The 24,063-nt window shown below is 63.7% G+C and carries 27 protein-coding genes; 14 read left to right on the top strand and 13 right to left on the bottom strand.

Annotated features, from left to right (window positions below; all coding sequences use genetic code 11):
- Window positions 1–312: 312 nt before the first annotated feature.
- Together serS and FEZ59_RS06630 are read right to left on the bottom strand one after the other, a co-directional pair.
- Window positions 313–1,566 carry a serine--tRNA ligase gene (gene serS, locus FEZ59_RS06635; protein WP_003945400.1) on the bottom strand — a complete coding sequence of 418 codons (1,254 nt, stop codon included), beginning with the start codon at window positions 1,564–1,566 and terminating at the stop codon, window positions 313–315.
- 65 nt (window positions 1,567–1,631) lie between these two features.
- Window positions 1,632–2,027, bottom strand: coding sequence for an ankyrin repeat domain-containing protein (locus FEZ59_RS06630; RefSeq protein WP_003945404.1), 396 nt, complete (start codon window positions 2,025–2,027; stop codon window positions 1,632–1,634).
- Between the two features lie 82 nt (window positions 2,028–2,109).
- Between FEZ59_RS06630 and FEZ59_RS06625 the strand changes: the two genes are divergently transcribed.
- The 6 genes from FEZ59_RS06625 to FEZ59_RS06600 all read left to right on the top strand — a co-directional run bounded on the left by FEZ59_RS06625 (window position 2,110) and on the right by FEZ59_RS06600 (window position 8,297).
- Window positions 2,110–3,204 carry a septum formation family protein gene (locus FEZ59_RS06625; RefSeq protein WP_029254194.1) on the top strand — a complete coding sequence of 365 codons (1,095 nt, stop codon included), beginning with the start codon at window positions 2,110–2,112 and terminating at the stop codon, window positions 3,202–3,204.
- A gap of 3 nt (window positions 3,205–3,207) precedes the next feature.
- Entirely contained in the window at window positions 3,208–3,558 is a 351-nt protein-coding gene (locus FEZ59_RS06620; protein WP_007736028.1) for a metallopeptidase family protein, read from the top strand.
- Window positions 3,559–3,691: 133 nt separating this feature from the next.
- The gene (locus FEZ59_RS06615; protein WP_046377729.1) at window positions 3,692–3,991 is read left to right on the top strand and encodes a PE family protein; all 300 of its coding nucleotides are present in this window, start codon (window positions 3,692–3,694) and stop codon (window positions 3,989–3,991) included.
- A 76-nt stretch (window positions 3,992–4,067) separates the two neighbouring features.
- Window positions 4,068–5,336 carry a PPE domain-containing protein gene (locus FEZ59_RS06610; RefSeq protein ID WP_172932449.1) on the top strand — a complete coding sequence of 423 codons (1,269 nt, stop codon included), beginning with the start codon at window positions 4,068–4,070 and terminating at the stop codon, window positions 5,334–5,336.
- A complete protein-coding gene (locus tag FEZ59_RS06605) occupies window positions 5,336–6,154 on the top strand; it encodes an ESX secretion-associated protein EspG (RefSeq protein WP_172932448.1) in 819 nt (272 codons plus the stop codon). The genes FEZ59_RS06610 and FEZ59_RS06605 overlap by 1 nt, the downstream gene beginning before the upstream one ends.
- Window positions 6,155–6,194: 40 nt before the next feature.
- Window positions 6,195–8,297, top strand: a complete 2,103-nt coding sequence (locus FEZ59_RS06600) for an acyltransferase family protein (RefSeq protein WP_172932447.1) — start codon at window positions 6,195–6,197, stop codon at window positions 8,295–8,297.
- A gap of 9 nt (window positions 8,298–8,306) precedes the next feature.
- Here FEZ59_RS06600 and FEZ59_RS06595 read toward each other — a convergent pair whose 3' ends face one another.
- From FEZ59_RS06595 to FEZ59_RS06585, 3 genes are read right to left on the bottom strand one after another with little or no spacing between them, the layout of a single operon-like run.
- Window positions 8,307–8,975 carry a histidine phosphatase family protein gene (locus tag FEZ59_RS06595; protein WP_019746386.1) on the bottom strand — a complete coding sequence of 223 codons (669 nt, stop codon included), beginning with the start codon at window positions 8,973–8,975 and terminating at the stop codon, window positions 8,307–8,309.
- Window positions 8,972–9,904, bottom strand: a complete 933-nt coding sequence (gene pheA / locus FEZ59_RS06590; RefSeq protein WP_172932446.1) for a prephenate dehydratase — start codon at window positions 9,902–9,904, stop codon at window positions 8,972–8,974. The genes FEZ59_RS06595 and pheA overlap by 4 nt, the downstream gene beginning before the upstream one ends.
- A 13-nt stretch (window positions 9,905–9,917) precedes the next feature.
- The gene (locus FEZ59_RS06585) at window positions 9,918–10,556 is read right to left on the bottom strand and encodes a hypothetical protein (RefSeq protein WP_172932445.1); all 639 of its coding nucleotides are present in this window, start codon (window positions 10,554–10,556) and stop codon (window positions 9,918–9,920) included.
- A 139-nt stretch (window positions 10,557–10,695) separates the two neighbouring features.
- Here FEZ59_RS06585 and FEZ59_RS06580 point away from each other — a divergent pair, with 139 nt between their 5' ends.
- From FEZ59_RS06580 to FEZ59_RS06560, 5 genes are all read left to right on the top strand, one after another.
- Window positions 10,696–11,475: a DUF2470 domain-containing protein gene (locus FEZ59_RS06580; protein ID WP_019746383.1), complete on the top strand. Its 780-nt coding sequence runs from the start codon at window positions 10,696–10,698 to the stop codon at window positions 11,473–11,475.
- A 10-nt stretch (window positions 11,476–11,485) separates the two neighbouring features.
- Complete coding sequence (locus FEZ59_RS06575; protein ID WP_020905746.1) at window positions 11,486–12,307, top strand: type II CAAX endopeptidase family protein; 822 nt, start codon at window positions 11,486–11,488, stop codon at window positions 12,305–12,307.
- A gap of 148 nt (window positions 12,308–12,455) precedes the next feature.
- On the top strand, window positions 12,456–13,691 hold the full coding sequence (locus FEZ59_RS06570) for an LCP family protein (RefSeq protein WP_020968096.1): 1,236 nt from the start codon (window positions 12,456–12,458) through the stop codon (window positions 13,689–13,691).
- 99 nt (window positions 13,692–13,790) lie between these two features.
- The gene (locus tag FEZ59_RS06565) at window positions 13,791–14,261 is read left to right on the top strand and encodes a hypothetical protein (protein ID WP_020968095.1); all 471 of its coding nucleotides are present in this window, start codon (window positions 13,791–13,793) and stop codon (window positions 14,259–14,261) included.
- Window positions 14,262–14,298: 37 nt separating this feature from the next.
- Window positions 14,299–14,844 (top strand): ferritin, encoded by a 546-nt coding sequence (locus FEZ59_RS06560; protein WP_172932444.1) that lies wholly within the window; start codon window positions 14,299–14,301, stop codon window positions 14,842–14,844.
- A gap of 11 nt (window positions 14,845–14,855) precedes the next feature.
- On the opposite strand, the gene FEZ59_RS06555 is transcribed toward FEZ59_RS06560, so the two are convergent.
- Entirely contained in the window at window positions 14,856–15,698 is an 843-nt protein-coding gene (locus FEZ59_RS06555; RefSeq protein ID WP_166501623.1) for a cytochrome c oxidase assembly protein, read from the bottom strand.
- Between the two features lie 126 nt (window positions 15,699–15,824).
- Between FEZ59_RS06555 and FEZ59_RS06550 the strand changes: the two genes are divergently transcribed.
- Window positions 15,825–16,469, top strand: a complete 645-nt coding sequence (locus tag FEZ59_RS06550; protein ID WP_172932443.1) for a thioredoxin domain-containing protein — start codon at window positions 15,825–15,827, stop codon at window positions 16,467–16,469.
- Here the strand turns inward: FEZ59_RS06550 and FEZ59_RS06545 are convergent, their stop codons facing one another.
- From FEZ59_RS06545 to FEZ59_RS06535, 3 genes are read right to left on the bottom strand one after another with little or no spacing between them, the layout of a single operon-like run.
- A complete protein-coding gene (locus FEZ59_RS06545; RefSeq protein WP_172932442.1) occupies window positions 16,470–17,417 on the bottom strand; it encodes a M56 family metallopeptidase in 948 nt (315 codons plus the stop codon). It abuts the gene before it with no gap.
- Window positions 17,414–17,773: a BlaI/MecI/CopY family transcriptional regulator gene (locus tag FEZ59_RS06540; protein ID WP_019746375.1), complete on the bottom strand. Its 360-nt coding sequence runs from the start codon at window positions 17,771–17,773 to the stop codon at window positions 17,414–17,416. The genes FEZ59_RS06545 and FEZ59_RS06540 overlap by 4 nt, the downstream gene beginning before the upstream one ends.
- A gap of 28 nt (window positions 17,774–17,801) precedes the next feature.
- Entirely contained in the window at window positions 17,802–18,431 is a 630-nt protein-coding gene (locus FEZ59_RS06535) for a M23 family metallopeptidase (protein ID WP_021342425.1), read from the bottom strand.
- Window positions 18,432–18,610: 179 nt separating this feature from the next.
- On the opposite strand from FEZ59_RS06535, the gene FEZ59_RS06530 reads away from it, so the two are divergent.
- Window positions 18,611–19,537, top strand: a complete 927-nt coding sequence (locus FEZ59_RS06530) for a cation diffusion facilitator family transporter (RefSeq protein ID WP_019746373.1) — start codon at window positions 18,611–18,613, stop codon at window positions 19,535–19,537.
- Between the two features lie 154 nt (window positions 19,538–19,691).
- Complete coding sequence (locus FEZ59_RS06525; protein WP_024487904.1) at window positions 19,692–20,237, top strand: ferritin; 546 nt, start codon at window positions 19,692–19,694, stop codon at window positions 20,235–20,237.
- Here the strand turns inward: FEZ59_RS06525 and FEZ59_RS06520 are convergent.
- Genes FEZ59_RS06520 through FEZ59_RS06505 form a run of 4 tightly spaced genes read right to left on the bottom strand, consistent with a single transcriptional unit; the run spans window position 20,234 to window position 23,752 of the window.
- Window positions 20,234–21,052 (bottom strand): alpha/beta fold hydrolase, encoded by an 819-nt coding sequence (locus FEZ59_RS06520; protein WP_172932441.1) that lies wholly within the window; start codon window positions 21,050–21,052, stop codon window positions 20,234–20,236. The two genes, FEZ59_RS06525 and FEZ59_RS06520, sit on opposite strands and share 4 nt — an antisense overlap.
- A gap of 53 nt (window positions 21,053–21,105) precedes the next feature.
- On the bottom strand, window positions 21,106–22,020 hold the full coding sequence (locus tag FEZ59_RS06515) for a DUF5926 family protein (RefSeq protein ID WP_021342421.1): 915 nt from the start codon (window positions 22,018–22,020) through the stop codon (window positions 21,106–21,108).
- An 11-nt stretch (window positions 22,021–22,031) separates the two neighbouring features.
- Window positions 22,032–22,796: a glycerophosphodiester phosphodiesterase gene (locus FEZ59_RS06510; RefSeq protein ID WP_019746370.1), complete on the bottom strand. Its 765-nt coding sequence runs from the start codon at window positions 22,794–22,796 to the stop codon at window positions 22,032–22,034.
- Window positions 22,793–23,752: a DUF4328 domain-containing protein gene (locus FEZ59_RS06505; protein WP_172932440.1), complete on the bottom strand. Its 960-nt coding sequence runs from the start codon at window positions 23,750–23,752 to the stop codon at window positions 22,793–22,795. Before FEZ59_RS06505 ends, FEZ59_RS06510 begins: the two co-directional genes overlap by 4 nt.
- Between the last annotated feature and the right edge of the window lie 311 nt (window positions 23,753–24,063).

The raw sequence follows: 24,063 nt of genomic DNA, 5'->3' as shown, positions 1-24,063 counted from the left end.
TGCGCGCCGTCACAACATAACGAAAAAACTAGTACGTGTACTACTTTTGGCAAGACACTTGTCCAATTCACCCCGGACTCACCCTCACATCACCTGACGGGGGATAAAAAAGCAGGGTATGGAAGCCCGATTGAACGCAAAACTAACGCCAAAGCGGTCTATCGACAACGCTTTTGGTGGTCAACTCGTCAATCGGCGGGAAAAATTTGATATTCCGCCAGTTCAGAAAAAGTTCCAAACCTACCAGTACGAAAGTACGAATCAGGGCCGCGACGGAGTCCGTCGCGGCCCTGATTGTGTTTGTTCAGTGTGTCAGCGAAGCACATCCGTGCCGACGAACGGCACCAATGCCTCGGGCACTCGCACCGAGCCGTCGGCCTGCTGATGGTTCTCGAGAATCGACACGATCCAGCGCGTCGTTGCCAGGGTGCCGTTGAGAGTGGCAGCCGTCTGCGGCTTGCCGTTCTCGTCGCGGTACCGAACTCCGAGGCGGCGGGCCTGGAAAGTCGTGCAGTTGGACGTCGATGTCAGCTCGCGGTAGGTGCCCTGCGTCGGAACCCATGCCTCGCAGTCGAACTTACGCGCAGCCGAAGAACCGAGATCTCCGCCGGCGACGTCGATCACGCGGTACGGAACGTCGATGGCCGCCAACATGTCTCGCTCCCAGCCGAGGAGACGCTGGTGTTCGGCGTCGGCATCCTCGGGACGGCAGTACGTGAACATCTCGACCTTGTCGAACTGATGGACACGGATGATGCCGCGGGTGTCCTTGCCGTAGCTTCCGGCCTCGCGGCGGAAGCACGACGACCAACCGGCGTAGCGCTTCGGGCCTTCGTTCAGTTCGAGGATCTCGCCCGAGTGGTAGCCGGCCATGGGTACCTCGGAAGTTCCGACAAGGTACAGGTCGTCATCCTGCAAGTGGTAGATCTCGTCCGAGTGAGCACCGAGGAAGCCGGTACCCGCCATGATTTCCGGGCGTACGAGCACCGGCGGAATCATCATCGTGAATCCGTTGGCGATCGCCTTCTGCGCAGCCAACTGCAGCAGTCCGAGCTGGAGCATGGCTCCGTAGCCGGTCATGAAGTAGAAGCGCGAACCCGAAACCTTGGCGCCGCGTTCCATGTCGATCAGGCCGAGCGACTCGCCCAGCTCGAGGTGATCCTTCGGCTCGAAGTCGAACTTCGGAATCTCACCGACGTGTTCGAGCACGATGTAATCGTCCTCGCCGCCGGCCGGCGCACCTTCTTGTACGACGTTGGAAATCGCGCGGTGTGCGGAGTCGAGCGCGGCCTGCGCCTCGTGTTGCGCGGCCTCGGCTTCCTTGACCTTGGCCGCCAGTTCCTTGGAACCCTCGAGCAGCGCGGGACGCTCCTCCGGAGATGCCTGTCCGACCTTCTTGCCGAAGGCCTTCTGCTCTGCGCGGAGGTTGTCTCCGGTCAGAACGGCAGCGCGTCGGGACGCGTCGGCTTCGAGCAGAGCGTCGACCAGTCCTGGATCTTCTCCACGGGTGCGCTGCGACTCGCGGACGATTTCGGGGTTCTCACGGAGAAACTTGAGGTCAATCACGACTTCGAACTTTACCCACTCACCGCAGCTCGCCGACGGTCACGTCCACGTCGGAGAGGGGGAGATCACGATTCGAGCAGACTCAGGTAGTCCTCGCGTCCGAACATCCGAGCCGCGTCGACGGCCGTCGGGTGTCCGCCTTTCGGGTCGGCTCCCCCGCTCACCAGCGCTTTCACCACCGCATCCTCGCCCTTGAAGACGGCTCCGGCGAGGGGTGTCTGGTTCTTGTCGTTGGGCCGGTTGACGTCGGCGCCGCGCTCGATCAAGGCAACGACGGCGTCAGCGTGACCGTGATACGCCGCCAACATGACGAGCGTGTCGCCACTCTCGTTGGTCAGATTGACGGGAACTCCAGCATCGACGTACGACGCCAGCCCGGCCGCGTCGCCGGTTCGTGCCATGTCGAAGAGCCGGCCCGCCAGCTCGACAGCCTCGGGATCGAGTGGGGTGTTTTCGCTCATGACTACAAAATACTCACAGACGCGTTTGTGAGTTTTGTAGTGAAGGTTCGATATCGCCACGGCAACAGGCATGATGGAATCGATGTCCGAAGACAAGATCGAGAAGTCGCCAGATCCGGCAGATCCCCAGGGGACGCCGGCGAAGAAAACTGTCTCAGCGAGTCGCACCCGTCGGGTACTGGCTGCCGTGGCGGTAGGTGCGGTGGTCGCCGCGATCGCAACGATCGCGATTTCCGGTGGATTGAACAAGGACGACTCGTCCTCGGTCAGTGTCAGTGGTGGCGGTCCAGCAGCGACGGGATCTACTCGCGACGACGCCTTCACCGCGGCTGCGGCCGGCGACTGCCTCAACTGGACGCCTGCGACCGAGTCGGGCGGGGACCGCACGGACATGTCAAAGGTTCAGTGCGGAACTGAACACCGCTTCGAGGTTGCCGGACCACTCGACCTCTCGGTGTTCCCCGGCGCCGAGTTCGGCCCCGGTTCCCGGTACCCGGGCGCCCTTCGATTCGCCGAACTCCGCGACGAGCACTGCACACCCATCGTCATGTCCTACCTCGATTCGAAGTTCGATCCCAAGGGCAAGTTCAGCGTCGGCCTGATGTTCCCGAGCGAATCGGGTTGGGCTTCGGGCGAGCGCGCACTGCGTTGCGGCTTGCAGTTCTCGACCACGACCGGCGAACTACAACCGTTCGTGGGCCGCGTGGCGGACCAGGACCAGTCGAACGTGTGGGACGTCGGCACGTGCATCGGCATCAACCAGAACCTCCCGACCGATCCGGTCGATTGCGCGAAACCGCATGCATACGAGGTTATTTCGGTGATCGACCTCGGCACTCAATTCCCGGGCGCAATGCCGTCGGTCGAAGATCAGGACCGTTACCTCGAGGGCGTCTGCACTCAGGCGTCCAACGAGTACCTTGGTTCCGCAGACGCGCTTCGCGACAAGACGCTGACGCTGTTCTGGGACAACATTTCACTGGAAAGCTGGTTGGCCGGTAGCCGCCGAGTCAATTGTTCGATCGGCAAAGAGGTCGAAACCGGCGGGTTTGCCGCGATCACCGGAAGCGCCAAGGGCGAAATCCTGATCAACGGCGCCGCTCCGGTCCCGCCACCCGCTGCACCGGAAGGTCGGTCGCTGCCGACGCCGTTGCCCGGCGCAGCTCCGCCGTCGTAAGCCATGACGGTGACTATGACGCCCGACCGGTTCGAGGAACTGGTCGGCGAGGCGCTCGATCTGATTCCGCCCGAACTTGCCAAGGCCATCGACAACGTCGTGGTGCTTGTCGAAGCGCGTGACGAGGAAGAACCGGGGCTGCTCGGTTTGTATCAGGGCGTCGCTCTGACCGAGCGGGATTCTCATTACGGTGGGTACCTGCCGGACACGGTCACTATTTTCCGCGATTCGATACTCGACATCTGTGCATCCGAGGACGAGGTTGTTCACGAGGTTGCCGTGACTGTCATCCACGAGATCGCGCACTACTTCGGCATCGAAGAAGACAGATTGCACGAACTCGGCTGGGGCTGAGGGCAAAGTCGTCCGATTACGGGGGAACCAAAAGCGGCCGGCATGCATCAAACTATGTGCGGGGGGATTTCGACGGCTGTGTGCACGACCTCCCGACCACTTATCCGCCCTGGTCAGGAAGGAGTTCGGCACTATGTACGTCGACCCTCAAGCCCTAGTTGCCGCCGCAATGGAACTCGAGTCTGCGGCGACGCGATTGCGCGGAATCGTCTCTACTGCGCAGCCGACGCTACGCGTTCTCCCAGCCGGATCCGAAGAAGTGTCCGGTAGCGCGGCAAATTACTTCAACACCATCTCGGGCAGCCTTGCCTCGTCCACCGATCGGGCAATCGAGGAGCTCACCGCGGCTGCGGCAGCTCTGCGCAAGAATGCAGCTGCCTACGAGCTCGAAGACCAGCTCACCAAGTCCAGCCTGGCAGTCGCACCGATCTGATCGACAGAAATCGAACACGGTAACTCGGCAACTCGGCAACTCGGCAACACAGTCACACTTCCTGGGGGGAAGAACAATGGTCGGCATCACCGGCGTCATCTGGTATCCACGGGGCGCAGCACCCAACTCTGCAGCACTGGTCGCCGGGGCCGGGCCGGTCCCTCTCGGTGTGGCGGCCGGGGCCTGGTCCACCGTGTCGTCCGGACTGACCGACACCGCTGCGTCCATCTCTCGCGTGATGGCGGACCTTCGCACCGGGTGGTCAGGAGAAGCCGCGGATGCCGCGTTGAGCAAGTTCGCACCGTTCCAGGAATGGGCTGCCGCGGCCGCGCTGCTCGCCGGAGAAACCGCTGGTAAAGCCCAAGTGCAGTCCGGTTCCTACACCGTCGCCACCCTGGCCATGCCGTCCCTGGCGGAGATCGCGGCAGTTCAAGCGGCCAAGGTCGCCGCATACTCCATCGGCGGGGCCCTGGTCGGCGGTGCCGCTGCCGCCGAGGCTGCCGAAGAAGCTCTCAAAATTCGAGCGGCGGTGACGATGGAAACGTACGACGCCGCAACGACGCATCTGGCCGTGCAGCAGAACTTCGACTCACCACCGTCCATCGCGGAACCCACAGCTGGGGCATCCGCTTCGGCCGAAAGCCCAGGCAGCGCCGCACGACAGTCCGTCGTGCAAGCGGCATCAACGCTCGCTGACGTAATCGCGGATCCCGTGCGCGCCGCAACCGCTGCTGTCGCATCCGTAGTTTCCAACCCGGTATTTGCCGCCGCTGCCTCACAGGCCGGTGCCATCTCCGGTGGAGCGTCGGCCGCCGTCAGTGCCGCGACCGCCGCCGTCACGGGCGCCACCACTGCCGCATCAACTCTCGCGACGGCCGGAGCAGGACTCACCGGACTGGGCGGCGCAGGGCTCGGTGGCGCAGGGCTCGGTGGCGCGAGACTCGGCGCTTCCACACCATCACTGTTCGGCACCCCGTCGGCAAGTCGGGCAACGGCACAGGTCAGCGCAGCTTCCGCGACCACCGGAGCCGGAGCATTCGCGGGCTCGTCGTCGAGCAGCAGCACCGGCCGGCACGCTCTTCCGGATCCCTCCACCGGCCAGAGCGCCGCGCGCCAGAACCCCGTGACCTCGTCGGTTCAGGGCACCGTCGATACCGTCAAAGTGGATCCGGCCCGAACCGCAGGCGGATCTGCGCCGATCGCCGGCGGCCGTCATGCGGCCCAATCTGAAGACGACACCGAGCACGACACACCTGATTATCTGAAGCACTTCGAGCACTTCGCCGACGGCCGAACAGTCATCCCGTCCGTGATCGGTGGCGCACTCGAAACTGCAGAGCGTTGATGGTGGACCTCGGCACCTCACCTGATGGGTGGAATTTGCCTGTCGTCGCCCTCTCACAGGACGAAATCGACTATGTACGTGAGCGACTCGGGCTCGATGCGCTTCCGGTGGTTCTCGGTGGCGCGACGGTTCACGCCAGTGCGAGCGCTCACCATACGGCGATGCAGTCCGCGGCAGATTCGCTCTCCGAGCGCGATCTCCTCCCCGGCGGGGAGATCCATCACGAACTCAGCGCCCGCCTACGCGTCCTGACCCACCCCAAATGGGAGTTGGCGCTGCGTCGGCATGTCGGTGGAAGGATTTCACGCCTCTGCGTCGCACAGGGCGAGTTCCTTTGTGTCGAAGCAACTTCAACCGATTCTTCGTTCGCATTGTGCAGCGTCACCGCCGAACCAGCAGCACCCGTTGTCACCGCGCTCGGCAGCGCCGAAGCAATGCCGATTGCCGTGATCAACGCACCGACCGAGATGCTCAGCCTGGCATTCGGCGCCGGCCCGGATGCAGACAGCGTGACCTCGGCCTTGATCAACGCCGGGATACCCGAAGACGACGCGCGCCAACTGGGTAGCGCAATCGTCACATGCACTGCCTTCGCCGAATTGGTTGGAATACCACACAGTTTGGGAGCGGCGACGCTCATGACCGGCGCAGTGACTGTGTACGACACCTTGGCCGGCCGGCTCGTGGGTTCGACTACTCGGGCTTCCGACGGCACCGAGTGGACGTCCATCAGTTCCGGAACACTCCATCGGGTGCGACAAGCCGTGAACGCGCTGGTAACCGAACTCGAGGAATCGACGCCGGAGACTTCCGGGTAACCTCGGGGCGTCCCTTCAACGCCCGGAGCCTTACTTCAGCATGCAGTTCTCGCGTCAACCGTCGTCACCGGGCGAACAAGGCTCGGTCGCCACGATCGACCGGCCGAACGAAGTACGGGCAACAACACCGCACCGACAAGACCTGAACGGACTGCGTGGCCTCGCCATCGGTTTGGTGGTCGTGTTCCACGTGTGGTTCGGACGGGTATCGGGCGGGGTGGACGTCTTCCTGGTTCTGTCCGGATACTTCTTCGTCGGCTCACTGGTTCGACGCGCCGAAGCCGGGGGTTCACTCAACCCGGTCCCGGCACTGCGGCGGGTGTTTCTGCGGCTGTTCCCCCTTATCGCGGTGGTCAGCATTTTGACCGCACTGGGGACCGCGTTGCTGCTGCCACGCACACGCTGGGCCGATCTGGGCGATCAACTGATCGCGGTGCTCGGGTTCTTCCAGAACTGGCAGCTCGCCAGCACCGCAAGCGACTACCTGGCCGCCGACGGCTCGGTCACTCCCCTGCAGCACCTGTGGTCGATGGCCGTGCAAGGTCAGTTCTATCTCCTGGCCATCGCACTCGTCTCCGTGATCGCTTATGTGGCTTCACGCGTGAATCCCAACTATTTCCGCCCGTCACTCGCGGTCACCCTTCTGGTTCTGACCGCAGGATCTTTTCTCTACGCACTCGCCAAATCTTCGCGTCACCAAGCCTGGGCGTACTACGACTCCGGCGCCAGGTTGTGGGAATTGGCCCTCGGTGGTCTGCTGGCCGTTCTGATGACCAGCACGCGCAGTCGGCAGATCGCATCCCTGCCGTTCTCGGTCAGAGCGACGATCGGCTGGGCGGGTCTTTCGTCGATCCTGTTGTGCGGCATAGTGCTCGACGGCGCCCAGCAGTTCCCCGGCCCGTGGGCGCTGGTACCGGTGCTGGCCACTCTTGCGTTGATCCTGTCCGGAGTCGGCGACGACACACCTTGGACGTCGAAGACGCTCGCCCATCCGGCACTGACGTGGCTCGGCTCGTTCGCATTCGCGCTGTACCTGATTCACTGGCCGATTCTGGTGTTTGCACTCGTGATCACCGGACGCCCCGAAGCCGGCCTGCTCGGCGGGGCACTGATCATCGCCCTCTCCGTCGCGGGGGCGCTTGCACTCCGGCGCCTGGTCGAGGTTCCGGTGGAGCGCGGAGGCCGCTCGCGCCGGTACACCGTCCTGGCATGCGTCGTCACCGCTGCCGCGGTCCTCGCCGCTTCGGTCGCCTGGCAGTCGTACGCGAGCAGCCAGACGACGGGCCAGCGGGCGGTCGACACCCTCGACCTCCCGACCCATCCCGGCGCACTCGCGCTCACCGACGGTGCCGAAGTACCCAAGGCGTCGATGGTTCCCTCGATCTTCGATGCGCCACTGGACCTTCCGGCCAGTACGCTCGACGGCTGTATCGCCGATTTTCTCGAGCGGGACGTCGTCCACTGCACCTATGGCGACGCCGATGCAGACAGAACCATCGCGCTCGCGGGTGGTTCGCACTCCGAGCACTGGCTCACTGCGCTCGACGAACTCGGCAAGAGTCACGGGTTCCGCGTCGACACGTATCTGAAGATGGGCTGCCCGCTCACCGTCGACTCCATGCAGACGTTGTCGGACAACGACTATCCGGATTGTGTCGACTGGTCGCGTGGAGTGCTGACCGAGTTGGCCGACGCCTCACCCGATTTCGTGTTCACGACGGCAACCAGGCCGAGTTCCGACGGCCCTGGTGACGTGACGCCCGAATCGTACGTTCACGTATGGGAGGAACTGGGGCGCGACGGTATCGACGTCCTCGCCATTCGCGATACCCCCTGGCTGCACCACGACGGCGTCGCCTACCGCGCGATCGACTGTCTGGCGACAACCACGTCACCCGATCACTGCGCGATGCCACGGTCCGAAATGCTCAGCGACGTCAATCCGGCGCCGTCGGCAATTGCCGATCTGACCAACGTCCGCCTACTCGATCTCAGCGACGGTGTGTGCGGACCGGAGTTGTGCCGCGTCGTAGAGGGAAATGTGTTGGTGTATCACGATTCCCACCACCTGACAGCCAGCTACGTGAGCACACTGTCGGCTGAACTGGGGCGCCAACTGAGCGTCCAGACCGGTTGGTGGTGAAACCGGCTGTCAGCCCATCACGTCGTCGGCGCCGGGGATGAGTCGGTGCTCGAACGGCGGGTTGACGGCTCCCCAGCGTAGGCATTCCCAGCCGCCATCAGCTGAGGGCAACAGTTCGACGGTCTCGGTGTTGGCCAAGTGGTTGTTGGCTGCGAACAGTCCGGGGACACCGGCAAGCTGGGCGGCGACAAGACGAATCGCAGCACCATGACTCACCACGACGATGTCGCCGCCGTCTCGTGAGCCTTCGAGAAATTCTTCGCGCAGCGCATTGACGACGGGGACGTACCGTTCCAGGACGTCGTATCCCGTTTCACCGCCGGGAATGCGAGCGCCGAGGTTGCCGGTGTGCCAGTGATGGAACGTCTCCATGAACAGTCGGTGCGCGGCCTCGTCGGTGCGATCCTCGAGGTCACCGGCCTGGACCTCGTGCAGTCCGTCCCGCACATCCAGGGATACACCGGCGGCCTGCTCCACAAAACCTGCTGTCTGCCGGGCACGCAAAGCCAAGGACGATACGAGCGCCAGAGGAGGAGCCGAAGCCAGGCCGATGCCCAACGTCTCGGCCTGCGCCAACCCTTCCGGCGTGAGCTTTGCTCCGGGCAGAGCGGTGTCGAGACGTTTGGCGACATTCGCCTCCGTCTGACCGTGCCGAACGAGGATGAGCCTTCCGGTCATCGTTCTCCCCCTCCATGCTTGAGTTCGTCGATCCACCGAATCGCTTCTTCGTCCGAAGGAGGTTGTGGCCCGGTCGAATTCGCTGTCGCCCACGACCCCAGGAAGCGGACTCCGGATTTCCGATGCAGTGCACGCATCGCCTCGGCCACCAGCGAGTCCTCGACGTGTCCGACGCAGTCCACGAAGAACCGGTACGTACCCAATTCCGTTCGCATCGGACGCGATTCGATCCGAGTCAGATCGATACCGCGAGCGGCGAATTCGGAGAGTGCGCGCACCAGGGAGCCGGGAGCGTTGTCGAGGTGAAGCACCAGCGCGGTGCGATCGGCACCGGTCCGTTCGGGAACCGGAGCCGGCTTGGTGACCAGCACGAAGCGTGTACGGGCGCCGCCCACATCGGCGACGTTGTCCGCCAGGCTGTCGAGTCCGAGCATCTGACCGGCCAAAGCCGTGGAGACACCGGCATCGACTGTTCCGGCCTGCACGTCCAGCGCCGCACCGGCGTTGGACGAGGCCAACACCACCTCGGCCTGGGGCAGGTTCTCGGAGATCCAACCGCGGACCTGTGCGCCCGCATGCGGGTACGCGCCGATCGTGCGGACCTTGTCGGCGGTGGTCCCGGCGCGAACCAGGATGGAGAAACTCACGTCCAGATCGGTTTCGGCGACGATCTGCAGGGGCGAACCGAGAGCGAGTGAATCGAGCGTCGGTGCTACGCCGCCTTCCACCGAGTTCTCGAAGGGAACTACGGCCCCGTCCACGGAACCGTCGCGAACCATGTCGAGAGTCGCCGGCGGACTGCCGGCCGGTACTCGCTCGACGGTTTCGCCGAACGCGCCCTCAGCCTCCAACTGGGCGAGAGCTATCTCTGTGAAGGTTCCCGACGGACCGAAATACGCGATTCTTGGCACGCCTAAAAGATTACGCATCGACCCACGCCGGTCACTGCAAACCCGCGGCACGCAGAGCCGTTTCCACCGCAGGCAGATCCGCGACCTCGATCGTGAGCAGCACCTCGCGCATCGCGGACGCGGCTTCCGGGATCAGCGCGGCGAGTTTTTCGGGCTTCGGATCGACTATCGCGGCGCGCACGTCGTCGCCGCGTAGTGCAGCGACGGTGCCACACAGTAGGGCGATCACCTCGTCGCCGTCGGCTGCGCGGGCTACGAAACCGACGGACTCGTGCGCGAGCACCGCCAGGAAATCAGCCACTTCGGTGGGCGCGAGACCGGCGGCGAGTCCGGGGATCCGTCCACCTTCGCACAGGCGCAGCGCCGCTTCGGCGGGTGTCAGATCCTCTTCGCCGCCGTCGACGTACACCGCGAGCGGAGCGGGCAGACGTAGCGCGATCGCGTCGTCGATCTGGTCGGTGGTGACGTCGACGTCGAAACGGACGGCCTCGTACGACGCTTCCGTGTCCGCGCGCAGTTCTTCCGGATCGATATCGAGGCGGACGACAACCCGGCCTGCTGCTTCGCCACCGATCAGGGCCGAAGCCGGAACGACCGGGAGAAAGAGTGCTTCGAGGAGTCCGCGCGAGTTTCTCGGGGCGGGCAGCCCGAGTGAAAGAGGAATGGCCACAGACAAACCGTAACCCCGGCGCAGGCGGCGGATTCCACGCGAGTTGCGCAAAAGTCTTGCGATTCACACCGAAGCGCCTTAGGTTAGGGTTACCTCATCATCCGATGGAGTTCGAGAGAACACCCGCCAAGGGGGCAGCATGGCAACGAAGACCAGCACCGGCCCGTCCACCGCCGAACGCGTCCGCAGCGCCTGTGTGCGCGCACAGGACGCAGTTCTCGCCATCGAAGGCAGCGATCCCACCGTCACGTCGGTGCATCACCTGCGTTCGAACGGTGACGTCGTCGTTGCAGTCCCACATGCCTCCGCAGCTGCGGCCCTGGCCTGGAACTCCGGCGGCGGCGGACTGCCTGCCGTCCTCGAGATCACCGATCACGCACCACTGCGTCTGCGTGAGCCCGTGCGCTCCCTCGTGTGGCTTCGCGGCTCGTTACACGCCGTGCCCGACTACGAGGCACGCGTTCTCGCCGACGACGTCGCATCCGAACATCCCCACCCGGGGCTCCTCGACATCGGCCACACCTCGGTCCTCCTTCGCCTGAGCCTGGCCTCGGCCGTTGTCGCCGACTCGACGGGGGCAGAGCCCGTCGCCGTGGACGAACTGCTGAACGCCAGCCCCGATCCCTTCTGGGAAATGGAGACGGCGTGGCTGCAGCATCTCGACGAAGACCACCGCGATCTCGTGGACCTGCTCGTGCGCAAGCTTCCCCCGTACATGCGCACCGGACGCGTTCGCCCACTCGGCATCGACCGCTACGGACTGCGCCTGCGGGTCGAGGATCACACCGGCGACCGCGACGTGTGGATGCCGTTCGCCAACCCCGTCGACGACGCTCCCGCGCTGAGCCGTGCCATCCGAATGCTTGTCGGGTGCCCTTTCCTCAACGGCCTCCGATCGGGTGGCGCTGCAAACGGCTAGCGTTGCGCGGGTGAATGCCCGCGAAACCGTCCGCACCTGGTTACGGCCGCCGTCTCCCGTTCGAACGGACCCGGAACTAGATCCCGCCGCCAGGCGCGGAATCCGGATCGAGATCACTATCGTTCTGCTGGTCACCTTCGGGCTCAGCGGATTGTCCGGGATCCTTTCGCTCGCCGAATCCTTGGCGACGCCGGTTGCGCTCTCGGATCAGACGGTTGCACTCAACCCGTCGCGAGCTGCCATTGACTGGATCGACCTGGCGCGCCAATTACTCGGCGTTGCAAAGCTTCTCGCGTGGGCAGCGCTGGGACTCTATCTACTGTGGCGTTCGGGGATCGGTCCACGTGCTGCGGGCCTGACTCCCAAACCTCGATTCGGTCGCGACATAGCTCCGGGATTCGGCCTCGCCGCTGTGATCGGCCTCCCCGGCCTCCTGTTCTACCTCGTCGCTCAGGCACTGAGCATCAACCTCACCGTCCAGGCCAGCGCGCTCGACGACCACTGGTGGCGGGTTCCGATCCTCGTACTGTCCGCAATCGCGAACTCGGGCGCCGAAGAGGTACTGGTCGTCGCCTACCTGATCACTCGCCTCCGGACACTCGGCTGGAGCGAGAACAAGTCACTGCTCGCCTCCTCGCTCCTGCGCGGTAGTTATCACCTCTACCAAGGGTTCGGCGGCGGTGTGGGAAACGTGATCATGGGGCTCGTGTTCGGTCGATACTGGCAGCGCACCGGCAAGCTGTGGCCGCTGATCATCGCCCACGCGCTCATCGACATGGTGGCGTTCATCGGTTACGCCCTCCTGCGCGATCACGTCTCCTGGCTGCCGTGACCGGTACCGTGAACTGGTGACCGGCGACTCCGAATATCCTCAGCGCCCTCCGCGGCGCCAGCCGCCAGGGCCACCTCCGCGGCGCCAGCCGCCCCCGCGTGGACCGATGCCACCCCGTCAGGGCCCACCCCCGCAGCGGCGCCCACCGATGCCGCCCGAAGGGCCGACGGTCATTCGCCGCGACGGACGTCCACCGCAGCAGAATCCGGCCAATCAGGCCTGGTCACAGGTCCCACCAGAAGCGCCGCAGCAACCCAGGCGTGAGGACTGGGCGCCGACCCAACGCCCGCAGCCGTTCCAGGACGACCCCCGCAGGCAGGGGCCGCCGCGTCAGGATCCGCAACGCCAGGCGAAGTACGCACCCGCGCCGCCGCGCCGAACCCCGCCGAACGCCCCTCCTCGCCCTCCTGAACCCCCGAAGCAGCGACGCCCACGCAAGCGTCGCAGCTGGGGTAAACGTATCGGCATCACGTTGTTGGTCTTGCTGCTCGCGCTGGCCGGCGCGGTCTATTACGTCGACAGTTCGCTCAATCGAATCGACGCGCTGCCCGACTACGCGGGACGCGTCGCCGATACTCCGGGCACGAACTGGCTGATCGTCGGCTCCGACAGTCGTGAGGGACTCACACCCGAGCAGGAGCAAGCGCTTGCGACAGGTGGTGACACCGGCCCCAAGCGCACTGACACGGTCATCTTGGTCCACGTTCCCAAGAGCGGGAAGACGACGATGGTCAGCATCCCTCGCGATTCGTACGTTCCGATTCCCGGCTACGGCTCGGACAAGATCAACGCCGCCTTCGCTTTCGGTGGTGCCCCCTTGCTGGTGCAGACCGTCGAGGAGGCAACCGGACTTCGCATCGACCACTATGCCGAGATCGGATTCAGCGGGTTCGCCGGCATCGTCGACGCCGTCGGTGGCGTCAATGTATGCCTGACGCAGGCGATCGACGATCCGCTGGCCGGAATCAACCTCCCCGCTGGATGCCAGGACTTGAAGGGTTCGGATGCACTCGGGTTCGTGCGGACCCGAGCAACCGCGCTCGCAGACCTCGACCGCATGAACAACCAGCGCCAGTTCATGTCGGCGTTGCTGTCGAAGGCGACGAGTCCGAGTACGTTCCTCAATCCGTTCCGGTTGTGGCCGCTCGTCTCCGATACGGCCAAGTCTTTGCAGGTCGACGAGGGCGATCACATCTGGAATCTGGCCTCACTCGCCTGGGCGCTTCGCGGCGGGATGACCACCACGACGGTTCCCGTCGCCGGTTTCGAGGACGTGGACGGGTCGGGCAACGTGTTGTTGTGGGACAAGGCACGCGCTTCGCAATTCTTCGACGCCCTGGCCAACGATCAGCAGATTCCGCAGGATCTGATCACCACGGGGTGATTGCCCTGAGTTTCGGTAGTACCCCGGGAGGACAGGCCGAGCGAACAAATCGCTTTCCGGCAGGACGCGGAACGGCCGGCGGAAAAATACCGTGAAGGTATGAACACAGCACACCGCCGATTCCGCACCGCCGCCGTCATCGCCGCCTCGGCCGGAGCGGCTTTACTGGCCACGTCCTGCTCGGGCACCTTCGACAAGTTCGACGAGTCGAAGGCATACAAGAAAACCGAAACCTTCTCTTTTGCAAAAGCATCCAACGGAATCGACACACTGCCGAGTTGGGTTCCCGCCGGCGCGACGGGTATCGACGAGGTCATCCGCACCACCGGCAACGAACGCATCCTGCGCATGACTGCGAACATCACGGAGATAGATCACAACAGCTGCATCGCACGACCTACCGTCGAAACTCGTCCGGCATCGCTGTCCGCACAGTGGTGGCCGACGGGGGTCGAGAAGGGCAGTTCTTTCCAGTGCGGCGACTGGTACGTCGGCGAAAAGGACTCGTTCGTCTACGGATACCGGCCGGAAACTCTCGACTTCATCATCGATCAGCTCGACAACAAGTAGCTCCCTGTCCGTGCCGCCGACCCAGTAATCTGTTGGGATGACACAGGCGAAGAACTCGAGCGAATTCACCACTCTGCTGCGTCAGCAGATCCGTAACGAGTTCACTGCATCGCAGCAGTACATCGCGGTAGCGGTGTACTTCGATGCACACGATCTTCCGCAGATGGCCGCGCGCTTCTACAGCCAGGCCACCGAGGAACGCAGTCACGCGATGATGATGATCCAGTACCTGCTCGACAACGACCTCGACGTGGACGTACCGGGTGTCGACGACGTCGTGACGAAGTTCGACAGTGTCCGGGCTCCGGTCGAATTGGCACTCGAGCAGGAGAAGACGGTCACCGAGCAGATCACGCAGTTGGCGCGCACCGCGCGCGATACCGGCGACTACCTGGGCGAGCAGTTCATGCAGTGGTTCCTCAAGGAGCAGGTCGAGGAAGTTGCAAGCATGACAACACTTCTCACCATCGTCGACCGTGCCGGCGACAACCTCTTCCACCTCGAAACGTTTGTCGCACGCGAGATGAACACACCGGCAGCTGCCGACGCAATGGCGCCGACACCCGCCGGCGGCGGCGTCTGAGGGCCACCGGCCTACCGAGTCTCCGGCCGCTCGGCGGCGCTCAGTGATCTGAGGAAGTTGTTGTATGCCTCCAGATCACTGTCGCCGTCGATCTCGGCGCGGCGGTCCTGGGCGGCATTCATCCGTTTGTCGTCCCGGTTCCAGCGCATCGCGAAGATCACGACCACCACCAGCGCGACGGGCTCACCGTACGACCACGCAAGGGCACCGGCCAACTGCTGGTCCTGCATCACGTCCACGCCCCACTCGGGAGGCGGATTCACGAACGTGGTCAGCAGCGGCTTTGTCGCCATCATGAGAACGACTCCGATGAACACGTGCAGCGGCATCTCCACGAAAAGGTCGAAACACCGGCCGAGATAGCTTTGCCGCACCGGCAGTGGTCCGGTGGCGAGCACGGGCATGATGAAGAGCAGACCGCTGGCGAGAAAGAAGATTTCGAGAAAGACGTGTCCGGCCGCCGGACGGCTGCGCAATGCCGACAGTGCAAGCGCCAGAACATTTCTCCCGGGACCTCGATGCGACGTCGAACGCAGTAGCAGCAGTCCTGGCGAGCCCAGCACCCACAGCGGCGGGATCGCCATTGAGAGCGTCAAATGTTGGAACATCCAGACACTGAAGAGTTCGTTCCCGTAACTTTCGACCTTCGAACCGGTCACGGCGATCAACAGCAAGCATCCGGCCAGAAAACACGCAGTTCGATACCAGGGCCATAGCCGTCCCCGCGCACGCACACGGTGCATTGACCACCAATACCAAAGCGCCAGAACAGCTCCCAGCAGAACAAGAGGGGACAGGGACGAGGAGTCCCAGGTCAACATCTGTCCGATCGACGGCGGCGCCAGACCGTTCACCTCCGATTCACGGGCGAACCCTCCTTCGAATCCTTTCGGGTACCGTCGACTCTACACCTAAATACTATGTTGGATAGTATTTAAGTAATCGACGGAAGGTCAAGGTACACAGCAGTGTCCAGAAGCATGAAGATATCCGCCGCCCTGATCGCATTGTTCGCGGTAGCACTGATCACGTTCATCACCGTCGATCCGATCAGAGCGGACAACGAGAGCACCGATCGGGCAGCACAATCCACCGCCGTCCTGACCGACGACGCGTACCGATTGACCTCGGCCGCTGACGACAAAGTGAATCTTGTCGAGTTCCTCGACTTCGAATGTGAGGCCTGCCTCGCGCTGTACCCGACGATGGAGCGAATCAGAGCCGAGTACGAGGATCGAATCACATTCGGTATCAGATACTTTCCGATTCCGAGTCACACCAACAGCACTCTCGCGGCGCAGGTCGTCGAATCCGCATCTCGCCAGGGCAAGTTCGTCGAGATGTATCGGCGGATGTACGAGACGCAATCGCAGTGGGGTGAATCCGCCGAATCGCAGGAGGCACTGTTTCGCGCCTACGCACAAGATCTCGGCCTGGACATGACCCGATTCGAATCCGACCTCAGCAGCCGCGGCGTCCGCGAGCGGGTCGAGCGCGACTTCAACGAGGGCAAACGCCTTGGCGTCCAGGGCACCCCGACGCTGTTCCTCAACGACGTGAAGCTGGCCCAGATGCCGAGCTACGACGATCTGAAAGCCCAGATCGACTCAGCCTTGGAGCAATGATCAGGTCAGAACAGCGCAGATACCGGCGGAGACGGCCACCGTCACGGCTGCGGCAACGGCCGTCGTGATGGCCGCCGGCACGCACGCCGCGACCGCGCAGGTCAGTCGCCGAGGCGACGCCACGTCGCCGTCGACCAGGGAACGCAATCGCACTGCGGTCGCGCCGCCGCGATCGCCCAAGCTCCAGTCCGGCTGAGGAAGCGGCGATTTCGACACCACGGCAAGGGCGGAACGCACTGCAGCCGGGCTGGTGACGCGAGCGGCGTGCCGGTCCGCCGACAGTTCCACGATCGCGCCGACGGCAGCAGGTGCCGCCGCGAACAACGGCACTCCCGGCAGAACAGCGGCCAAGACTTCACAGGCACCGACGATTCGGTGATGACCGCCGCTCAGGTGCGCACGCTCGTGCGCGAGGACCGCGTCACGCTCGCCCCCGGTAAGAGCGGATGACAAGCCTTGTGTCGCAACAACAAATCCAGGCTTTCCGGCGACACTGTAGGCCATCGGCAGCGGATGATCCAACCACAACACGTCGGACTCCGAGTTGTCGCGGCGCGCGACGATCGAGAGAACATCACGATGGAACTCTCGGACTCTCGCGTGCTCACGTGCCTGTTTGCGGCCGGCCAGCACGATCCGAACAGCGATCAAACCCACCACACCAACGGCTGTGCCGGTGATCAGTTCACCCACCCATGAACTCGTGCCGTGCGCGAAGGCGCTGAAACACCGAGCGATACCGTCGACCAGCCCCTCGACCGGCGCGTGGCTCGGCCACACCAGAACCAAGACCGCGGAGAGAGCGAGATACAGAGCCGACGCCATATTGCCGAGCCACGCCGCGAGCAGCACCGTCGGTGACAACGTCGAGGAAACGGCCCGTAACGCTCTCGGAACCAAAAATCCGACGAATACCGCACCGAGAAGCATCGGCAAGGCCAGTGTCATTGCGCACCTTCCCCGGAAAGTCCCCGGCGCAGGGCCTCGTTCTCAGCGTCCGTCATAGTCTTCGCAAAGTGCAACAGCACGGCAGCGGAATCGGAACTGCTGTCCAACAATTCGCGCAGTGCCCTGGATGTGGCCTCTTCACGGCTGCGACTCGGCCGATAGAAGTAGGCGCGACTCTTCTTCTCACGACTCACCCAGCCCTTGTCGTAGAGATGAGTCACGACGGTCAGGATGGTGGTGTACGCGAGTTGTCGACGCTCACCCAGGATCTCGACCAGATCCTTGACCGAGAGCGCGTCGTCGGACTGCCAGAGCACATCCATGACCTCGGCTTCGAGTCCGCCCAGCCCCTGCATTGCTCCTCCATCGCGTCGTGACAGAACTTCAGCCGCTCGCGGCCTTCTCCCCGAACGACACGCCCCGGGAATTCAGATACGCGAGCGGATCAGTCTTCTGCCCGTCAGATTGCCACACCTCGTAGTGCAGGTGCGGTCCCGTCGATTGTCCACGATTGCCGACGGTCGCGATCAGTTCACCCGCCCGCACCTTCTGACCGGCAACCACGAGCGCCTCGTTGATGTGCCCGTAGACGCCGACGGTCCCGTCGTCCTGCTGGATGCGGACCCAGAGCCCGAATCCCGCGGCGGGACCGGATTCGATCACAACACCGTCGGTCGCCGAGACGATGGGCGTACCGATCGAGTTTGCGATGTCGAGACCGTAATGGGTTGTTCCCCAGCGTGGACCGAAGTTGGACGTCATCGTCCCACTGACGGGGGCCATCACCCGCGGCTTTTCTGCCTCGTACGCCAACGCCGCCCGTTCGGCTTCGAGTTGCCTCGTTTTACCGAGTTGTTCGGCTATCCCGGCAAGATCCGTCGTCCGAACAAGGTCGAGTATCTCCGGCACCGACACCAGCGCTGGACCTTCCGCTGCAACTGGAAGCGGCGATGCGTGCCCGATGGAAGTGCCGGACGCCAGGATTGCGCCCGTCGCCACGGAAACCGCGGCCATGCGCCCGCCGGGTCTGGTCGGCTCGGATTTTCGATGTCTTCCCACTTCTCGGTCCTCGCGTCGATGACAAATGAAGGTCTTCGCCGCCACCTTACAACTATGTTGCATAGTTTTTAAGACATGCACTATTGCGCATATATGCATATGCGTCTAGGCTGACGTCGACGAAAGGACCTTCGATGTCACACGGACACGGGCACGGAATCTCTCCCGCCGAGGCTGCGACCAGCAACAGCGGCAAGCATGTCAACAAACTGTGGATCGCCGCCGGCCTCGGGTTGGTGACGTTCGTGCTGCAGGTGACGGTCGGCTTCTTCACCTCGTCGCTGGCGCTGCTTTCGGACTCGGCGCACGTGTTCACCGACATCTTCGGCATCTTCATGGCGCTCGCCGCGATCCTCGTCGCACAGCGCGCAGCACGGCGCCCGGATCGCACTTTCGGCATGTACCGCACGGAAGTGTTTGCGGCACTGGCCAATGCGATCCTGCTCTTCGCAGTCGCCGGGTGGGTGCTCTACGAGGCGGCCAGCCGATTCTCGGATCCGCCCGAGGTTCCGGGCCTCCCCGTCGCGATAGTCGCCGTCGTCGGTTTGGCGATGAACGTCATCGCCTTCCTGATGCTCCGCAGCGGCGCGAAGGAAAGCATCAACATCCGCGGCGCCTACCTCGAAGTCATGGCGGACATGATCGGGTCCATCGGCGTCCTCGTCAGCGGCTTGGTCACGCTCGCTTTCGGTTGGCGCTACGCCGACCCCGTCATCGGCGTCGCCATCGGCCTTTTCGTCTTGCCGCGCGCCTTCAACCTGGGCCGCCATGCCGTCCGCATCTTGCTCCAGCAGGCTCCCGATCGCATCGACGTCACCTCGATACTCGAGAAGATCAACACACTCCCGGGAGTCGTCGACGCGCACGATCTGCACGTCTGGACACTCACCTCGGGGATGGAAGTTGCTTCCGTTCACGTCACCGCGGCCAGTGACGCCGATCCCACTACGGTGCTCGCGGCCACCCAAACCTTGCTGGCCGAGGTATTTGAACTGGAGCACGCCACCGTGCAGGTGGAACTCCAGGGAAGTGACGGTAAATGCACGGAACTCGCCTGGTGAAAAGGACATTCCTAAATGAAACATTCGCTTTCGGGCCAATGGATAACCGCACCGAATTCGAAAAGAAATTAGGTCTTCTTTAGTTTGGGAACGCTTACCACAATAAGGTCAGACTGGGATGACAGGGCCTCTGACCTGCACTATCTTGGAATTCATGACTTCTGGGGAGACTCACATGACCAAATTCCACGCACTACTCCGAGACCAGATTCGCAACGAGTTCAACGCTTCGCATCAGTACATCGCGACAGCGGTTTACTTCGACAATGCGGACCTGCCACAGCTGGCAAAGCACTTCTACAAGCAGGCTGTGGAAGAGCGTAACCACGCCATGATGATCGTTCAGTATTTCCTCGATCGCGACATCAACGTCGAACTCACCGGCGTCGACGCCGCGAAGGCCGACTTCAAGGATGCCCGTGAGCCCATCGCTCTCGCGCTGACGCAGGAGAAGACGGTCACCGAGCAGATCGTCCAGCTCGCGAGCACTGCCCGCGAAGAAGGCGACTACCTCGGCGAGCAGTTCATGCAGTGGTTCCTCAAGGAGCAGGTCGAGGAAGTTGCCAGCATGACAACACTTCTCACCATCGCGGACCGCGCAGGCGCCAACCTGTTCGACCTCGAAGACTTCGTGTCCCGCGAGATGAGCACCGTCGGTGACACCACCGGTGCGCCGAACGCAGCAGGCGGAACCATCTAGCCTGCAGCACTCACGGATTTTGCCCTCGAGCCGAACGGTTCGCTTCCTGCCAGCAGGATCGAACTGATCAGCTCGGGGGCATCTGTCATCGGTACGTGCCCCAGTCCGGGCAAAACCATCAACTTCGCCTGCGGGAACGGCTTTTTCACGCGCTGCGCTTGGTACACGGGCAGAATGAGATCGCGTCGACCCCACGCAACCGTCACCGGCACAGTGGGATCCACGATGGGCGGCAATACGAAGTCCATCTCGAGACCGAGATCGACGAGTTCGTTGGACACGAGCGAACGGCAGTCGGCCAACGCCGCCGCATAACCGACATGACTCGGATGAGCGAAGAACGCGGCGAGCGCCGGATAGCGAATCAGCTTGTACCGCAATGCACGTGGCAGATCATCGCCCATGAGCTTGGCCGTGCCGCGCAGTGCACGGAACGTGTTGATCGCCCGCACCTGATCGAGGTGATTGACAAAGAACCCGGCCGGCGACAGAGCTGTCGCCGACGCGACGTCTCCGCGCGCTGCCAGCGAGAGTGCAATCCATCCGCCGAGTGAGTTTCCGGCGACGTGGGCGCGCTCCCCCGCCGGAGTCACTTCCTTGACGAACTCACTGACGTCGTCGATCAGCTGTCCCATGACGTCCGGACCGAGTTCGGGCAGCACGGACTCTCCGTGACCTGGCAGGTCGACCGTGACCACACGGCGATACGGCGTCAGCTGGTCCAAAAGCGAATCCCACGCCTGCCGTCGATGGACGATGCCATGGACGAGCACAAGCGTGGGACCGCTACCGGAGATGTCGTGCGACAAAGTCATGCCGCCAACATTAACCGTAACTTTGCGTAACGCCTATAGTTCTGGCGAAAAAATCAGCGCAGCGTGACCTGGCGTCCGCGCAGGCCGTCGCGCGAGCGCAGCTCGGCCGAGGTCAGTGGAGCGTCGACGGCCAGAGCCTCGGCAAGACGCTCACCGAGCTCGACGGTTGCCGCTACCCACTCGTTTGCATGCTTTTCGCGGTCGAGGTCGAAGACGGGGACCAACAGGCCGTGGGTGCGGAACGAGCCTGCGTAGCGCGAGCCCTCACCCAGGTGCAGTCCACCGGTCGCGTGCACGCGCGCCAACGCGAGCATCAGGTCGTCTTCGCTCTCGGGGCGGACCCAACGCAGGTGCGCCTTCTCGCCGGCGTCGACCCACCACGCGGCAACGAGGCCGTCTCCTTCGAGGCGCGCAGAGGGCATGATCGCCGAGTTGGCGTGCTGCACGGTGGCGGCAACCTCAGGATCGGTTTCGACGCCTTCCGGAATCCACCAGTTGAAGTTCTGGTGCACGGTGATGTCGAGCAGAGCCGAGGGATCGACAACCTCGGTGACGGCGGGTGTCTCGGAATCGGGGTTCGCGGCAGAAAGCGCGTCGCCGGGGGCCGCGTCCTTGATCCAGTTCACCGAAGCGGCGAGGTCTGCGCCGAGGTCGGCAGAGTGCGCTTGAACCTGGACACCGACAAATCCGGTGGCCGTCTCGCCCTCGTCGCGGACGAGGGCGGCAACAGCGCCGGGGAGGACCGTCGCCAACGTGACGGGTCGGTCGGAGCCGATGACCGGCAACGGAGCCGTGGCGGACGGAACGAATTCGCGCAGCGCGACCAGATCGCACTCGGCGGCAAGGCCCTCGAACGGGCGGTTCACTGCGCCGGCAGCGGCTTCACGCTCTGCTTGGCGCGCCGCCAGCTTCTCTGCGCGTGCGCTGCCCTGCTTCGGTCCACTGTTTCTTTTGCTCTTCTTGGCCACGAGGGCAAAATCTACACGCTGCCCAGCCATTGCTTCGTGCGCCCGGGATGGTTGGTGGCCACCCAACTGACCCCGAGCTCACGACACAGGTCCACATCCGCCTTGTCGTCGACGGTCCAGCAGTACGTCGCGCGACCCGCAGCGGCAGCCCGATCGACCAGATCCGGATGTTCGCGCAGCGCCTTGATCGACGGCCCGATGGCCGTGGCGCCGACAGCCGTCGACGCACCACCGCCGAGGTATCGCGACGCGTCACCGAGCAGGACCGTCGGCAGCAGCGGTGCCGAACGGCGCACTCGCCAGACCGCAGTAGCCGAGAAAGACATGACCACAGCGCGAGAGTGATCGGCCGACGGCGGTGACGCGATCCCGAAGCGGTGCAGTTCCGCGAGAAGTTTTGCTTCGACCAGGCCGCCGAACCGCACTGGGTGTTTGGTTTCGATGAACAGCTTCACCGGGCGCGCGAAATCCAGGGCGAGGGTGATGAGGTCGGAGAGAGTCAGCAGTTCGGCCGGTTCGCTCGTCGACCCGTAGTCCAGAGCGTTCAGCGAATCGAGCGTCATCTCGCTGACGATCCCCGTGCCGCTGGAGGTGCGGTCGACCTTGCGGTCGTGAACGCAGACCAGGTGCCCGTCGCGGGTGAGGCGGACGTCGCATTCGAGCCCGTCGGCACCCTCCTCGAGGGCCAGTTCGTAGGCGGCGAGGGTGTGCTCCGGCCGCGCAGCCGACGCACCTCGGTGCGCAACGACGAGTGGACCTCGACGATCTGGGCTCACAGGGCAGCGGTCTCCTTCTCGTCCAACACCGTCTTCTCTTCCAACACCGAGCGCGGCACTGGCACCCATCGAGTTTCCGATTCGGGTTCGCCGCGCCAACCCCTGCGCTCGATCCGTCGGATCACGACGAGCGTCAACGCCGCGGTGACGGCTGCGACCAATGCGATGAAGGCGTTCAGCAGAACCCCGTCGGCCATTGCCTGAATCCCCGGGCGTGATCGCCAGTACGCGTTGACCACCAGCAGCAGAGCGCTGAATCCCCAGAAGCCCCACCAGATCTTCACCAGCAGAGTTCCGCGCGGATCGCGGCGGACCAACTCGAAGAGATAAACCGCCGGCATCACGAGGTTGAGGATCGGCACAGCGCAGCCGACGACAACTTCCGACGCTGTGCGCGGATCGGATTCCCCGGCACCTGCGAAGTGTTCATGACGCCGACGAAGCAGCCAGCACACACCGGCGACAGCCGCGAAGACCGAGATCAGCAGTCCACCCAACTGAGTGAAGTACACGGCGGCGTCGGAGACCGTGAGAAGCCACTGCGGGATCAGCGTGGTGCGGTTACGCACCAGGATCGCGTATCTGCCCAGTTCGGCGAACACAGCGAGTCCGTAGAGGATTGTCGCGAGTGTCAGCAACGGCCCGACTCGGTCGGCCATCCGGTCCGCTCGCGAGGGCGGCACCGGTGAGGTGTCGACGACGTCCTGCAGTCCCCACTGCGGGACGGCGTCGTAGCGCGGGGTGGTGAGGCTACGACGCACTGGTGCGTCCCCCACGCCGCGTGGGTCGGACGGTGAGCGCGCGATCCAGCGGAAGCCTCGACGGTTGGGTGGTTGGTAGATCTCGGTGCGGGTGGGGATCAGCAGGACGCCGCTGCAGCGCGGGCACCACTGCGTTGGGCCGCCGACGACAGGCCAGCGTGCGGCGCACCGGGCGCAGACCTGAACGACACTCACAACTTCGATTCTGTCACGCCGTATCGGTAACGGCAGCAAATGGATTCACTCCCGATTTGTGATCGAACCTCCACCCCGTTCACCTGCATTGTTCGAATAATGTGACCTCCGCCACTTAAAAACTCGAGTTATCCACAGTTTCCACAGGTTCATCCACAGTTCTGGATGAATGAATCGGGCTTTATCCACAGGTCACGGGCAAGACCCTGAGAATTTGCTGACAGGTGTTAGCGAACGATGCACAGGCTCGAGGATGAATTTGACACCGCAGGTCAGTGAACTTTTGGGCGTCGGCGTCATTTATCCCGGCA

Source organism: Rhodococcus sp. MS13, assembly GCF_013277835.1.
GTDB classification, from domain to species: Bacteria; Actinomycetota; Actinomycetes; order Mycobacteriales; family Mycobacteriaceae; genus Rhodococcus_F; species Rhodococcus_F erythropolis.
This window is presented reverse-complemented; position numbering and strand designations above follow the sequence as displayed.